At 33.2% G+C, this 15614-nt stretch carries 17 protein-coding genes; 15 read left to right on the forward strand and 2 right to left on the reverse strand.

Annotation, left to right across the window (positions count from 1 at the left end):
- The first annotated feature begins 20 nt into the window (after positions 1 to 20).
- Together RD055328_RS02430 and RD055328_RS02435 are read left to right on the forward strand one after the other, a co-directional pair.
- Entirely contained in the window at positions 21 to 704 is a 684-nt protein-coding gene (locus tag RD055328_RS02430) for a response regulator transcription factor (protein WP_244087223.1), read from the forward strand.
- Positions 704 to 2155: a HAMP domain-containing histidine kinase gene (locus RD055328_RS02435; RefSeq protein ID WP_244087224.1), complete on the forward strand. Its 1452-nt coding sequence runs from the start codon at positions 704 to 706 to the stop codon at positions 2153 to 2155. Before RD055328_RS02430 ends, RD055328_RS02435 begins: the two co-directional genes overlap by 1 nt.
- 5 nt (positions 2156 to 2160) lie before the next feature.
- On the opposite strand, the gene yidC is transcribed toward RD055328_RS02435, so the two are convergent.
- Positions 2161 to 3162, reverse strand: coding sequence for a membrane protein insertase YidC (gene yidC, locus RD055328_RS02440; protein ID WP_244087225.1), 1002 nt, complete (start codon positions 3160 to 3162; stop codon positions 2161 to 2163).
- Positions 3163 to 3231: 69 nt separating this feature from the next.
- Entirely contained in the window at positions 3232 to 3510 is a 279-nt protein-coding gene (locus RD055328_RS02445; RefSeq protein WP_244087226.1) for an acylphosphatase, read from the reverse strand.
- Between the two features lie 66 nt (positions 3511 to 3576).
- Between RD055328_RS02445 and RD055328_RS02450 the strand changes: the two genes are divergently transcribed.
- The 13 genes from RD055328_RS02450 to RD055328_RS02510 all read left to right on the forward strand — a co-directional run bounded on the left by RD055328_RS02450 (position 3577) and on the right by RD055328_RS02510 (position 15614).
- Complete coding sequence (locus tag RD055328_RS02450) at positions 3577 to 4341, forward strand: RNA methyltransferase (RefSeq protein WP_244087227.1); 765 nt, start codon at positions 3577 to 3579, stop codon at positions 4339 to 4341.
- 75 nt (positions 4342 to 4416) lie between these two features.
- A complete protein-coding gene (locus RD055328_RS02455; RefSeq protein WP_244087228.1) occupies positions 4417 to 4920 on the forward strand; it encodes a hydrolase in 504 nt (167 codons plus the stop codon).
- Positions 4921 to 5215: 295 nt separating this feature from the next.
- Positions 5216 to 6268 (forward strand): phenylalanine--tRNA ligase subunit alpha, encoded by a 1053-nt coding sequence (gene pheS / locus RD055328_RS02460; protein ID WP_244087229.1) that lies wholly within the window; start codon positions 5216 to 5218, stop codon positions 6266 to 6268.
- Entirely contained in the window at positions 6268 to 8670 is a 2403-nt protein-coding gene (gene pheT / locus RD055328_RS02465; protein WP_244087230.1) for a phenylalanine--tRNA ligase subunit beta, read from the forward strand. The genes pheS and pheT overlap by 1 nt, the downstream gene beginning before the upstream one ends.
- A 114-nt stretch (positions 8671 to 8784) precedes the next feature.
- A complete protein-coding gene (gene mltG / locus RD055328_RS02470) occupies positions 8785 to 9870 on the forward strand; it encodes an endolytic transglycosylase MltG (RefSeq protein WP_375708073.1) in 1086 nt (361 codons plus the stop codon).
- 93 nt (positions 9871 to 9963) lie between these two features.
- Positions 9964 to 10440 (forward strand): transcription elongation factor GreA, encoded by a 477-nt coding sequence (gene greA / locus RD055328_RS02475; RefSeq protein ID WP_244087231.1) that lies wholly within the window; start codon positions 9964 to 9966, stop codon positions 10438 to 10440.
- Positions 10441 to 10514: 74 nt separating this feature from the next.
- On the forward strand, positions 10515 to 10808 hold the full coding sequence (locus RD055328_RS02480; protein WP_244087232.1) for a HesB/YadR/YfhF family protein: 294 nt from the start codon (positions 10515 to 10517) through the stop codon (positions 10806 to 10808).
- A gap of 14 nt (positions 10809 to 10822) precedes the next feature.
- Entirely contained in the window at positions 10823 to 12919 is a 2097-nt protein-coding gene (locus tag RD055328_RS02485; protein ID WP_244087233.1) for a penicillin-binding protein 2, read from the forward strand.
- 86 nt (positions 12920 to 13005) lie between these two features.
- The gene (gene rpmG, locus RD055328_RS02490) at positions 13006 to 13155 is read left to right on the forward strand and encodes a 50S ribosomal protein L33 (RefSeq protein WP_244087234.1); all 150 of its coding nucleotides are present in this window, start codon (positions 13006 to 13008) and stop codon (positions 13153 to 13155) included.
- A 48-nt stretch (positions 13156 to 13203) separates the two neighbouring features.
- Positions 13204 to 13755, forward strand: a complete 552-nt coding sequence (locus RD055328_RS02495; RefSeq protein WP_244087235.1) for a 5-formyltetrahydrofolate cyclo-ligase — start codon at positions 13204 to 13206, stop codon at positions 13753 to 13755.
- A gap of 9 nt (positions 13756 to 13764) precedes the next feature.
- Positions 13765 to 14433 carry a rhomboid family intramembrane serine protease gene (locus RD055328_RS02500; RefSeq protein WP_244087236.1) on the forward strand — a complete coding sequence of 223 codons (669 nt, stop codon included), beginning with the start codon at positions 13765 to 13767 and terminating at the stop codon, positions 14431 to 14433.
- A 4-nt stretch (positions 14434 to 14437) separates the two neighbouring features.
- Entirely contained in the window at positions 14438 to 14647 is a 210-nt protein-coding gene (locus RD055328_RS02505) for a YqgQ family protein (RefSeq protein WP_244087237.1), read from the forward strand.
- Complete coding sequence (locus tag RD055328_RS02510) at positions 14637 to 15614, forward strand: ROK family glucokinase (protein ID WP_244087238.1); 978 nt, start codon at positions 14637 to 14639, stop codon at positions 15612 to 15614. The genes RD055328_RS02505 and RD055328_RS02510 overlap by 11 nt, the downstream gene beginning before the upstream one ends.

Below are 15614 nucleotides of genomic sequence, written 5' to 3' on the forward strand. Positions count from 1 at the left end.
AAAGTGAGCGAGGATTTAGTATGGCAAGAATTTTAATAATTGAAGATGAAAAAAATATGGCTAGATTCGTTGAACTTGAACTACAACATGAAAACTATCAAACTCGCGTTGAATTAGATGGACGTTCAGGACTTGATGCAGCATTGTCAGAAGAATGGGATGCCATTTTACTTGACCTTATGCTACCTGAGTTGAATGGAATTGAGGTTTGCCGTCGAGTTCGTCAAGAAAAAGACACTCCTATTATCATGATGACTGCTCGTGATTCAATTATTGATCGTGTCTCTGGTCTTGATCATGGAGCAGACGATTATATTGTAAAACCATTTGCTATTGAAGAATTATTGGCTCGTTTACGTGCTTTATTAAGACGAATTGATTTAGACGAAGAGAAGAATGTCAATTCTGATCAAATAATTACATACAAAGATTTGGAAATTCAAAAAGATACAAGAACAGTTCGTCGAGATGGAGAAGTTATTGAGTTAACTAAACGTGAATTTGAACTATTAAAGACATTAATGGAAAGCCAAGGTACTGTTTTGAATCGTCAAATTTTATTGGATAAGGTTTGGGGAGAAGATGGCAACGAAGAAACTAACGTTATTGATGTCTATATTAAATACATAAGAAACAAAATCGATAGAGAAGGTAATCCTAGCTATATTCAAACAGTTCGTGGAAGTGGATACGTGATGAAATAATGGAAAAAGAAAGAAAGAAAAAAGGCCCTCGAATTTCTTTAAGATTCAAATGGACTTTTTTTATTACTACAGTTGTCTTTTTTATATATGTAGTATTCTCAACTACAGTCTTATACTTTGTAAGCTCATCGATGTTAAAAAATGAGGTTAATACCATCAAAAACGCTGTTTCAGCTGTTTCAAGTAGATTTGAAGACTCTGAACAGCTTTTGAGTAAAAGAATTGTAAATGACAAAGTAGAAGGTTTGTCAGATGCAGGATATCAAGACACTTTAGTTGAGCAACTAAAGCGGAGTAATTTACAGGTTTTACTTACTGATATAAATAATCAAACTTTGTATAAGACTCAAGATATTAAGATAGATAGTAAAAAAACAGATAGTTTGAAGATAACTAAACTCTATAAGAATTCTAATATTGACTCACTTGCAGGAAGTGCACCAATTAAATCTACAAAAACAGGCGAGATAATTGGATATGTGACTGTTAATAACAAAATGTCGGAATATCATCGTACTATTAGAGAATTATATTATGAATTAATTCCTAATGCGGTATTTATACTTATTCTTAGTGCAGTTAGCGGTTTTATATTTGCCAGTTTTGTATTGCGTAGATTAAAACTAATCAATAATACTATTAAAGATATCAACGAGTCTCCAGATTCTGATGCTAGAATTCCACATCAATCTCAAAATGATGAAATCACTGATGTAGCTGAGCAGTTCAATGAGATGCTAGATAGAATGCAACAATATGCTAATCAACAAAAAGAGTTCGTTCAAGATGTTTCTCATGAATTAAGGACACCAGTTGCGGTTGTTGAAGGTCATTTAAAACTACTTAATAGATGGGGAAAAGATGATCCAGAAATTTTGGATGAATCATTATCTTCATCACTGCAAGAGATTAATCGTATGAAAAATCTAATTCAAGAGATGTTAGATTTAACAAGAATTGAGCAACCAGATAATCAATTTTCAAATGAAATTACAGAAGTAAAACCGATGATTAAACAAATCTATAATGACTTCAAAGTATTACATCCAGAATTCATTATGAATTTTGATGATGATATTCGTGGTGAGGCATGGGTCAAGATTTATCGTAATCATTTAGAACAAATTATTATTATCTTGTTGGATAATGCTATTAAGTACTCAAAAGATCGAAAAGAAGTTAATCTAGCTATTTCTAGAAACGAAAATTATTTAGAAGTTGCTATACAAGATTTTGGAGTCGGGATTTCAGCTGATGATCAAGATAAGATTTTTAACCGCTTCTATCGTGCGGATAAAGATCGTTCTCGTCAAAGTGGTGGGAATGGTTTAGGATTGCCGATTGCTCGTCAGTTGGTTAAGAACTATCAAGGGTTTATGTATGTTGAAAGTGTAGTGGGATCAGGTTCAGTATTTAGAATTGAATTGCCATTACAAAATAAAAAAGACTAGATTGACTAGTCTTTTTTATTTTGTTGAATATTTTTATTTTTATTTCTAGCACGTTCATGGACGTCAGAGCCAGGAGTCTCTTCTGTTGAAGGTGATGTAGAATCTTCGGTTGTTCTTGAAGCAGCACCCTTGATGATAGCATCTAATGATTCTTCCGTAACAACTTGTTTAACGGGATGTTCTTTTAGATATGCATCGATATTTTTCTTAATTTTAGGTTGTAGTACATAACTAGTAATTACTTGTTGAATCAACATTACCACACCACCGGCTAAGAAATATAATCCTAAAGCAGCTGATGAAACCATTGAAATAACAAAAGTAATGATTGGATTCATGTACATAATTGTTTGTGATTGTTTGCGTTGTTCAATAGGCATGGATTGAACAGCTATATAACTTTGAATCACGTAAAAAATTGAAGCAACAATAGCGATCACAACACTCGATTTACCTAATGGGAGACCAAGGAATTTAGCAGAACCAATTTCTGGTGAGTATTGAACGGCTTGATAAATACCAGCCATAACAGGTAATTGAAGTATTAATGGTAAACAACCAATACCACCAACCATACTCATATTGTTTTCACGATAAACGCTCATCATAAGTTGGCTGATTTTTGCTTGTGCTTCAGGTGAATCAGCTTCTTTTTGTTTATCTTGAATTAATTTAAGTTGTGGTTGAACAGCTTTCATTTTTTCTTGTTGAGTAGTAGATTTGTAAGCTTGGTTTAATCCAAGTGGCAATAATACTAAACGAACAATGAAAGAAATAATAATAACTCCCCATGCGAATCCATTAGCACCACCAATGGTCTTGGCAGTGTATTTAATTAATTCTTGGAAAGGATGTCCAATATATTTAAATACTAGAGAATAAGGACCACTAGTTGGTGGTTTAATCACTCCATTAGTACCGGTTTGAGTACATGCTGAAGCAACAACTGCGATCAAAATGAACATTGCCATCAAACCAAATATTTTTTTAAAGTTTTTAGTTTTCAAAATTATTTTCCTCTCTGATACTTTGATAAAACATAACAAGGAATAATATACGTTAAACTAGTGTTTACTTCAACTAATCACTTCAAAATTTGTATAGTTTTTAAATTCTGTATTATAAGTAATATCAAGTTGGTCTACACGGCAAAAGGCCGAAGGTCCAGCTTTAATCGTACTAATGAAGTCTTGCAAGATTATGTCTTCTGCTGTGGCTTCGATTGAAACAGTGCCATCAACATTATTTTTGACGGTACCTAATATATTCATTTTGGTAGCTAAGTGATGAACAGAATATCGAAAGCCAACACCTTGTACGCGCCCGTGAGCGACTAAAGAAACATTTTTAATCATATATTTAACCTCCTAATTGTTGTATGCTTAACTCGGTAATTAAAAAATAGAATATTGAGGTTCAATATGCAACAAATTACTTCGAAGAAAAATGATGTTATTAAAGAAATAAAGAAATTAGATGCTAAGAAAAACCGAAAGAAAAATAATCGTTACTTAATTGAGGGCTTACATCTAATTGATGAAGCTTTAAAATATAATGTTGAGATTGTACATGTTTTAGTAACAGATAAGTATGTAAATCATCGATTAGTTAAAGAAAATTATGATACTGCTTTTGAAATCACTGAAGAATTGTCTGAATATATTTCAGATACTAAATCTCCTCAAGGTATTTTTGCGGTAGCACATATTGATGAAAATAATAAAATCAATGATTTTCATGGTAAGTGGATTTTATTAGATAATGTCCAAGACCCGGGTAACGTTGGAACAATAATCAGAACAGCAGATGCTGCTGGATTTGATGGTGTAATTTTAGGTGATAACACAGCTGATATTTATCAAGGAAAAGTACAACGTTCTACACAAGGTAGTCAATTCCATATCAAAACTATTACTACCGATACAAAATACATTATGGGTGAATTCAAAAACAATGGTATTCCTGTTTGGGCAACTGAAGTTAATCGTCATGCCAAACCTATTACCGAGTTGAATAAAGTTGATGATGTTCTAATTGTAATGGGTAATGAAGCTAATGGTCTTAACCAAGATGTTCTTAACTTAGCAGATGAACAAACTTTCATTCCTATCTTTGGTAAGGCGGAATCATTGAATGTTGGCGTAGCTGCTTCAGTTATGATGTATTATTTAAGTTTAGGTGCTTAAGATTGATTTTTGGGTAAAACCTGTTATAGTTCAGATTAAGTTATGTAATATATAAAAATTGAGGTAACTAATTTAATGATTAGACAAAGTGATTGGCAACATGATTCTCAATACATGGCAATCGTGGCTGATTTATTAATCAAACCTGAAGTTTGTAAGTTAAAAGATATTACGCAGCATATTAATTCGAACCGCTTAGATCATTCAATTATGGTTTCTTATAAGAGCTATGTTCTAGGTAAGAAAATGCACCTTGACTATAAAGCAATGGCTCGTGCCGGTTTGCTACATGATTTGTTTTATTATGATTGGCGAACAACGAAATTCAATGAAGGTTCACATGCTTACGTGCATCCTAGAATTGCACTAGATAATGCAAAGAAAATTACTAAGTTATCTAAAAAAGAAGCAGATATTATAGTTAAGCACATGTGGGGTGCAACTGTTGCTCCGCCTAAGTATATCGAGAGTGCGATTGTATCTTTTGTGGATGACCAATGTGCTATTGTTGAAGCTTCAATTCCTTTTTTCAAAACTAAATATGCAAAATTGAAATTCAAGTTTAGTGGTGTCAGTTAATATTGACCACGATTAGAAGTTAGAGTAAAATAAATTAACATAATATAAGCGTTGAAAAAGAGTAGTAGTTAAATTATATGATTTCAGGAAAGGACGGTAACTGTGAAGTCCTAATCATATGTTAATGAATTCGCTTTGGAGCTTAACTAACGAGTGCACACAGCTTTGTGTGAATTTAGGTGGTACCGCGAGCAATCGTCCTATTGTAATGATAGGGCGATTTTTTTGTATTCTAATTATGAATTTAAAATTCGTTTCGTAATTTAATCAATTATGTTACGTTCTGGAGGAAAGTATGTCATTAAAAGAAAACTTAGAAAAACTAAGAGATAATGGGTTACAAGATATTGCTAATTCAAATGAAGAACAAGTACTAAATGATATTCGAGTAAAATTATTAGGTAAAAAAGGACCAATCACCGATGCGCTTAAAAGTATGAAAGATCTTTCTGCTGAAGAGCGTCCAAAAATAGGTGCAATTGCAAATCAGATTAAAAAAGAATTGACAGAAGCAATTGCTAAAAGACAAGTAGAATTGGTTCAACTCGTAATACAAGAAAAAGTTAAAAAAGAAACAATTGATGTAACGCTACCTAGTCGACAAACCAAGAAGACAGGAACGCAACACATTTTAAATCAAATAATTGAAGACATAGAAGATCTATTTATTGGACTTGGATACCAAGTTATCTCAGGTCCTGAAGTAGAAGAAGACAAGTACAATTTTGAGAAGATGAACATCCCTAAGGACCATCCTGCACGTGATATGCAAGATACGTTCTATATTGATGATGAACTCTTAATGCGTACTCATACCTCACCGCAACAAGCACGTACAATGGAACAACATGATTTTTCAAAAGGTCCATTGAAAATGATAAGTCCTGGTAAAGTGTATCGCCGTGATACAGATGATGCTACTCACTCTCATCAATTCCATCAAATAGAAGGTTTGGTGGTTGATGAAAATATTACAATGGCTGATTTGAAGGGAACACTTGAAGTGTTGGTACGTCATGTCTTTGGTGAGGATCGTAAAATCAGATTCCGTCCTAGCTATTTCCCATTCACAGAGCCATCAGTAGAAGTTGATATCACTTGTTTTGCTTGTGGTGGAGATGGTTGTCGTATCTGTAAACAAACTGGTTGGATTGAAGTTCTAGGAGCTGGATTAGTGCATCCTAATGTCTTACGTAATTCAGGAATTGATCCCGAAGTATATTCAGGATTTGCTTTTGGTGTGGGACCTGATCGTTTTGCTATGCTTAAATACGGAGTAGAAGATATTCGTAATTTCTATTCAAATGATGTTAGATTTTTAGAACAATTCAAAGGAGAAGAAGCTTAATGAAAATTTCACTTAATTGGCTTAAAGATTACTTAAAAATAAATGCACCAGCTAACGAAATTATGAATCGTGTTTCTTTGACTGGAATTGAAGTAGCTGACGTAATTACTCCTAGTGCCGGACTGAAAAAAATTGTTGTGGGTCATATTAATGATGTAAAACCACATCCAGATTCAGATCATTTGAATGTTTGTATGGTTAATGTAGGCGAAGATGAAGACTATCAAATTGTTTGTGGTGCTCCTAATGTAGCTGCTGGACAAGATGTAATTGTTGCCATGCCTAATTCTCATATTGCAGGTAATGAAAAAATTAAAAAAGGTAAATTACGTGGCGTAGAATCAATGGGGATGATTTGTGGTCTTCAAGAAATTGGATTCAGCGATAACGTTGTACCTTTAGAATATAAAGACGGTATTTATGTATTCGAAGAACCTGTTACACCAGGTGAAGAAGTTTACTCAGCTTTAGGTATGGATGATGAAATATTAGATTTTGATATTACACCAAACCGTGCTGATACCTTGGGAATGAATGGTGCCGCTTTTGAAATGGGCGCTATATATGAACAACCAATTTCAATACCAGTACCAGAAGTAGTAGAAACAGATAATACAAATAATATGGTGGTTAATGTTTCTGCAGATACAAAGACGCGTCAATACCGAGTTCGCACTATTGAAAATGTTGAGATTGGTCATAGTCCAATGTGGATACAACGTCGCCTATGGAATGCGGGAATTCGACCAATCAATAATGTTGTTGATATTACTAACTATGTGTTGCTTGAATATGGACAACCCATTCATGCTTTTGATTTGGACAAACTTAGTGGTAATGAAATTACTGTCCGTAAAGCAAAAGATGAAGAAAAAATCATGGGTGTTGATGAGAAAGAATATGAATTAATCAACACTGATGTAGTAATTGCTGATGACAATGGTCCAATTGCTATTGCCGGAGTAATGGGTGGTAAGAATACTGAAGTTGATGCTAATACAAAAAATATAGTTATTGAGTCTGCAGTTTTTGATGAAACTATGGTTAGAAAAGCGGCTCAACATTTGAATATTCATTCAGAATCATCTAGTCGATTTGAAAAAGGAATAGATAATTCAATGACTGCTCAAGCGTTAGATCGTGTAGCAGAATTGATTTCAAAATATGCTGCCGGTGAAGTTACAGAAGGTCAAACAGTTGGTATAGAAACAGAAGTAAAAGATACATTTGTAGAAATAACAACGAGTCGTATTAATCGTGCGCTTGGTTTAGAGATTAGTACTGATGATGTTATTAAGATTTTTGATCGTTTACAATTCAAAACTACTGTTAATGGTGAAAATATCACAGTTGCTGTTCCTGCTAGACGTTGGGATATTTCAATTGATTCTGATTTGATTGAAGAAGTAATACGTTTATACGGATATGATAACTTACAAGGGACTCTCCCAACGGGACGCCAAACCCTTGGTGCTAGAAGTGATAAAGAAAACTTTATCAAAAAAGCAACTAGACAAATGCGTGCTAATGGATTTAACGAAGCCATAACTTATTCAATGGTTGATGAACAAGATGTTGATAGTTTTCAAATGGTTGATAGCAAGCCAACAAAAGTTGCTTGGCCAATGACTGAAGATCACGAATACTTACGTACAAATATCGTAGAAGGTCTACTAGATACTGTTAAGTATAATTCGGCACGAAAACAAGATAATTTGGCATTTTACGAAGCAGGGCGTGTATTTTTACATGAAGATGGTAGTCGTCCAGTTGAACGTGAATATTTAGCTGCTGTTTTAACCGGAGATATAATTGAAAATGATTGGCATCATGAACAACGTGAAGCTGATTTCTTTGACATTAAATCAGCAGTAGAGAATGTTTTAGATTGTTTAAATAGGGATGTTAAATACGAATTTGTTGCGACTGATGAATTCTCGTTTATGCACCCTGGACAAACAGCAAAAATAATTGCTAATAATCAATTTATTGGATTTGTTGGTAAGGTTCATCCGGTTTATGAAAAAATAAAAGATAATCAAGATGCCTTTGTTTTCCAAATTGATTTAGATACTCTGTATGAATTGAATTCAAAAGAAGATATCTATGAACCGATTCCTAAGTATCCAACAATAAATAGAGATATTGCTATCTTGGTAAAAGATAGTATCAGCAATCAAGAAATCGCTAATGTTATCACTGCTAATGGTGGTAAATATCTGGTAAGTATTAAGTTATTTGATATTTATCAAGGAAAGAATATTGAAGAAGGATTTAAGTCAATGGCTTATAATCTAACTTTCCAAAATAAAAAAGAAACATTAACAGATGATCAAATCAATCAAGATTTTGATAAGATTGTTAAAAATTTACAAGAAACGATTGACGCACAAATTCGATAATGATTAACTGTTGTATGCGAGTAATATTTAATTACTTGTTTGGAGGACTAACTTTTGAGCGAGCGAAGAATATCGCATAGCGATAGAATCAAAAATAAAACAAACGAGAAATATATTTTGAGAAATGATGAGAAAAAAGTAGCTAATAAAATAATTTTGTGGATAGTCGGAGTTATTGCATTTTTAGCATTAATTGTTGGAATTTTCACATATCATTATGTTCATACTTCCTTACAACCATTGGATAAGAATGACAAGACTGAAGTGGTAGTAAATGTGCCAATTGGTTCATCTACAAAAGAAATTGCCGCTATTTTACAAAAAGAAAAAGTAATTAAAAGTGCAACAGTTTTTAATTACTTTGTAAAGACACATAGTTATACAGACTTTCAAGCTGGATATTATAACTTCCAACCGTCTATGACTTTGGAACATATTGTTTCATTACTCCAAAAAGGTGGTACCAGTGAGCCTCAAGGTACAGCAATAGCCAAGGTATTGGTTAAAGAAGGAGTGACTGTTGAACAAGTCGGAGATGCCATTGCTAAGAAGACTAAATTTAGCAAAAAAGATTTCTTATCATTGATGAAAGATAAGACATATATGAAAGAGTTAGAGACTAAATACCCTGAATTATTGAAGTCTTCATTAGCTTCAGAAGATGTAAGATATAATCTTGAAGGTTATTTATTCCCTGCTACATATAACGTAGTAAAAGGAATGACTTTAAAACAACTAGTTACATCAATGGTTGAAAAAGCTAACTCTGAATATGCACCTTATTTCAGTACCATTAAAGAAAAAGGTTTAACAGTACAACAAGCAATTACCTTAGCATCACTAATTGAACGTGAAGGGGTAACTGAAAAAGACCGTAAGAAAATATCTGGTGTATTCTTTAACCGTATTGACGCTAATATGCCATTACAATCAGATATATCGGTTATGTATGCATTGAATAAACATAAACATAGTCTAACTAACAAAGATACTTCTGTTGATTCACCATATAATTTATATATCAATGCTGGATATGGACCTGGTCCATTTAATAATCCAAGTATCTCATCATTACAAGCTGTAGTGAATCCAACAGATAGTAATTACCTATACTTTGTAGCTAACCTTAAAACGGGTAAAGTTTACTATTCGAAAACATATGATCAACATTTAAGTAAAAATGCTTCATTAGGACAATAATAGAAACGCCGTTAGGCGTTTTTTTATTAATTTGACAAAAAAGCTAATACCCAATATCATTAGCGATTGTATATAAAAGATTGAGGTGAAAAAATGGCAAGTAAAAGCTATCAAATGACCGCTGAAGGGAAAGTTCAGCTAGAACAAGAATTAGAAGATTTAAAGATGGTTAAAAGACCAGAAATAATTAATCGTATTAAAATTGCTCGAGGATTTGGAGATTTATCAGAAAATTCAGAATATTCATCAGCAAAAGATGAACAAAGTGTAATGGAATCACGTATCTCACAAATACAAGAAATGCTTCAATATGCTGAAGTTGTGGATGTATCAAACGTTCCATCTGATGAAGTTTCAGTTGGTAAAAAAGTAACAATCGTTGAAGATGGAGAAGAACCAGAAGAATACTTCATCGTAGGTTCTTCAGAATCTGACCCAATGTCAGGTAAGATTAGTAATGATTCTCCAATTGCCAAAGCATTGCTTGGTAAGAAAATTGGTGATGCGGTTGAAATTCAAACTCCGGCAGGATCATTCACAGTAAAAATAAAATCTGTAGAAAATGCCTAAAAGCATCTCATTTTGAGGTGCTTTTTTGTTTCTTTTTTTTAAAAATGAGATATTATAGGTCATGGGTGATAATTATGAAAATAGATATTACGGAAAAAGCATTGGATTGGTTCAAAAATGAAATGGGACTAGAAAAAGGCGACGGAGTCCATTTCTATGGCAAAGTCTATGGGAAAACTAATGTACATGATGGTTTTTCACTAGCTTTAGAGGTTAAAAAACCAACTAATCCAGAATATGAATTAAAGAAAAAAGATATAAGTTTTTTTGTTGAACATGGCGATATTTGGTTCTTTTCGGGTTATAATCTAAATATTGATTATGATGCTAGTGTCGATGGACCAAAATATACTTTTGTCGATGCTTAACAAGGAGCTTTATTTTGAGTAGATTTAGACATAGAACAAAAAAAGAAAAGAGTACTAAGTCGATTTTGCCATTTCGATTGAACCTCTTATTTTTTATTGTCTTTTTATTGTTTGCAACTTTAGTTGCACAATTAGCCTATTTGCAGATTGTATATGGTGGGAAATTTCAAGCTGAAGTCGAAAGAACTGATAAGTCTATTATTACTAGCTCAGTACCTAGAGGAATTATTTATGATTCTAAAGGTAGAGTTATTGTAGGAAATGAAGCTAAGAATGCTATAACATATACACGTGGAAGTGATGTAAGTAGTACACAAATGTATAATATTGCCAATCAGTTAAGTAAGTTAATTAATGTTGATACTGACAAATTAACGAAACGCGATAAGATTGATTATTATCTAACTAACACTTCAAATTTTCAAAAAGTTTATGACAAATTGCCTAAAACTGATAAGTTTCTTAATAATGAAAAGTTGGATGATGCAACAGTATATAGTAATGCAGTTGCATACGTAAAAAAAGCGGGATTACATTTAACTTCTAGGCAAACAAAAGCTGCTGCAATCTATAAAAAGATGAGCAGTGTTTATCAATTATCAACTGCGTATATCAAAAATAGTGATGTAACTGAAGAAGAGATTGCAAAAGTTGGGGAACATTTAACCGAGCTTCCAGGAGTTAGATTAGGGACTGACTGGCAAAGAGAGTATCCTGAAGGTGATTCGTTCAAAGATATCGTTGGGAGTGTTTCTACTGAACAACAAGGACTACCTCAGGACCAAATTTCAGGATTACTAGCAAAAGGGTACTCAAGAAATGACCGCGTAGGTACTAGTTATCTTGAAAAAAGCTATGAATCAATTTTGTCTGGGACTAAAGCGCAAACTCAAATTGAAATGAATTCCAAGAATGAAATTAAAAATTCTAAAAATATTTATAAAGGTTCAAATGGATATAATTTACAACTAACTATTGATTCTGAGTATCAAACTGAAGTTGAGAAAATATTAAAACAAGTTTATTCATCAGCAAAAGCTGCTGGACAGACTGCATATTCAGATGGTGTTTACGCTATTGCTATGAAACCTAAAACTGGTGAGATTTTAGCTATGGCGGGAATTAGCAACGATCCAGCTACCGGTAAAGAGACTAGTGATGCACTGGGTACAATCAATAGGAACTTTGTTATGGGATCAGTTGTTAAAGGCGCTACTGTTATGGGAGCTTTAATGGATGGAGTAATTACCCCAGAAAATAATTATCTACCAGATAATCCTGTATACTTGCCAGGTACACCAGTTAAAAAATCTGAATATTCTATTGGAAAATATGCAGGTCTTAACGCTCCAGATGCTTTAGAAGTCTCATCAAATAACTATATGATGAAATTGGCAATGCTTGAAGGTAATGCTAAATATGTTCCTAATAAATATATTCATATGGATCAAGATATATTTACTAAGATGCGGGGTTATTATAATCAGTTTGGTTTAGGATTAAAAACCGGTATTGATTTACCAGGAGAAGTTACTGGTATTGAAGGTGGCTCATTTAATTCTGATGGAACTCTTAAAGCAGGTAGTGTGTTGGATGAATCTTACGGTAATTATGATGCGTACTCATTGGTGCAAATAATTCAGTATATGTCTACAATTGCTAATAATGGATATCGCATGGAACCGCATGTTGTTAATTCAATTTACTCTGGTTCAGAAAAAAATAAGAGTATAGTTTATAAAAGCATGCCAAAGGTTTTGAATAAAGTGGATGCAACTCAAGCAGAGTTTGACGTTGTTAAGCAAGGACTTTATCAGGTTGTTCACGGAAACCCTAATAGGGCGACTGGTGGAACATTGAGAGATGTAAAACCGTCAATTTCTGGAAAAACGGGTACAGCACAATCATTTTATTATGATCGTGATAATCCGAATAATCCTAATCCACCGGCAACAATTACAACTAGTTTTACAGGATATGCACCATCTAACGATCCTGAGATTGCTATATCAGTCGTTTTTCCAAATTTAGCTAGTATGAAAGGTGGATACAATACTGCTGCTGCTAAGTTATTGTTCCAAAAATATTTTGAGTTACAAAATCAGGAATAAGTTAAAAAAATCTAGTCAACCTATAAAAAACATGGTATATTAAGAGAGTTGATTTTAGAAAATCGTGAAAGGGAGATATACATAATATGCGCGTAAATATTACTATGGAATGTACTGAATGTCATGAACGTTCATACTTAACAAACAAAAACAAACGTAACAACCCAGAAAGAATTGAGCTTAAGAAATATTGTCCTCGTGATCGTAAAGCTACTTTACACCGCGAAACAAAATAAAAAACAACAGGTTAATTCCTGTTGTTTTTTTTATAAAGAGTGATAAAAATGCCTGAAAATAAAAAAGAATTTCGTAAACAACAAATTAAATTTCTTACTGACTTTTCAAGAACTAAAGAGGCTCAGCTTGAGTCAGAATCTTTATATGAAAAACTATTTGATAGCCAAGAATTCAAAAATGCTAACTCAATCAGCGTCACAGTTAGTATGGGATTTGAACTTGATACTAAACCAATTATTGAGAGAGCAATTTCGTTAAATAAACAGGTTTATATTCCTAAAACTGATAATCTAACAAAATCTATGACTTTTGTTAGATTTATTGGATATGATGAACTAATAAAAACAGAATTTGGTGTACTAGAACCTGGCAACGAAAATGATACCTTGAATCCATCAGATTTGATTATAGTCCCAGGATTAGCTTACACAGATGATGGTTACCGATTGGGATTTGGCGCTGGATTTTATGATAGATATTTGGCAAAATATCGACCAAGAACTATTAGCTTGGCAAATTCGAAGCAAGTTAATTTATCAAAACAGTGGCAGATAGATAAATTTGACATTCCCGTTAACAAAATAATTACAGCAAAGTAGATGAGACTAATGTATTCAAAATATAAATCAGCACCAATTGTTACATACGTATTATTAGCAATTCAAATAATAGTATTTCTTCTTGAGACAATTAATGGAGGAAGCACTAATTTTAATACCTTAATTTATTATGGGGCTAAAGCTAATGCGCTAGTTATTAACGGTGATTGGTGGCGATTAATCACACCGATGTTTGTACATATTGGATTTACACATATACTGCTTAACTCGTTGACACTTTATTATGCTGGATCGCAACTAGAAGGGATTTTTGGACATTTTAAATACTTCATAATTTATTTTGTTTCGGGAATTCTTGGTAATTTATTTAGTTTTTCTTTTGGATCTGATTTATCGATTTCAGCTGGAGCAAGTACTGCGCTATTTGGATTATTTGCGTCATACATAGCATTAGCATATTTGAATAAGTCAAACCAATATATGAGGGCAATTGGTAATCAATTTATGATGCTGATTGTGTTAAATATTGTCATGGACTTATTTATGACTCAAATTGATATTTGGGGTCATTTGGGTGGTGCTATTGGTGGTTTATTAGCAACATTTATTATTTCAAAAAAATTCTCTGAAAATGAAAATATTCTATTTAGGATTGGCTCAAGTTTGTTATTATTAATATTAGTGGTATTTCTTTATTCACAAGGAATGGGAGCGTAACATTTTGAGAACTCTATATGATGTACAGCAATTTTTAAAAGGTTATGGGACTTTTGTACATGTGGGGAAGCGACTTTGGGACATTGAAGTAATGTCAATGGAACTAAAGAAAATGTATGAGCAAGGAATTGTGCAAAAAGATGAATATATTGAAGCACAATTAATCCTAAAAAAAGAACATAGACTGGAAGAAGAGGATAATCATGGCAAGTAAACAAAAGTTAATCGGTGTTGATTTAGGTGGAACAACAATTAAGTTTGCTATTCTAACTACTGAAGGTGAAGTTCAACAAAAATGGAGTCAAGAGACTAATGTTCTTGCTGAAGGTAGTCTTATTATTCCAGATATTATTGAATCAATTAATCATCATTTAGACCTTTACAATATGAGTGCTGAAGAATTTATGGGTATTGGTATGGGAACTCCAGGTGGGGTTAATCGTGCTGATGGTTCAGTAAGTGGTGCTTTTAATCTTAACTGGGATGCCGACCATAAGGTATATCCTGTGCGTGATATTACTGAACAAACCGGGATTCAAACATATTTAGAAAATGATGCTAATGTGGCAGCTTTAGGTGAAAGATGGAAAGGTGCCGGAAATAACGCCAAGGATGTTGTTTTTGTAACTTTAGGAACTGGTGTTGGTGGTGGAATCATTACTAACGGTAAATTGGTCACTGGTATTGCCGGTGGTGGTGGTGAGATAGGACACGTTACTATTGATCCTGATGGATATGAGTGTAATTGTGGGAAAAAAGGTTGTTTAGAAACAGTTGCATCAGCAACCGGAATCGTTAGAGTTGCACGTGATTTGGCCGAGCAATATGCAGGGAACTCAAAACTTAAATCAATGCTTGATAATGGTGATGATATTTCAGCTAAAGATGTTTATGATTTAGCAAAAGAAGATGATGTTTTAGCATTACAAGTTGTTGATAAGGTTTCAATGTATCTTGGAATAGCGTTAGCTAACCAAGCAAACTCGTTGAACCCAGAATTTATTATTGTAGGTGGTGGTGTTTCAGCTGCTGGAGATTTCTTATTAGAGCATGTTAATAAATATTTCTTAGAATATACATTCCCACTTGTAAGAAGAACAACAAAATTAAAACTAGCTACATTAGGAAATGGTGCCGGAGTTATTGGTGCTGCTTCTCTTGTAATTAATGAAGGTGAATAA

This window comes from Companilactobacillus sp. RD055328, assembly GCF_022835675.1.
Classification (GTDB): Bacteria; Bacillota; Bacilli; order Lactobacillales; family Lactobacillaceae; genus BQUT01.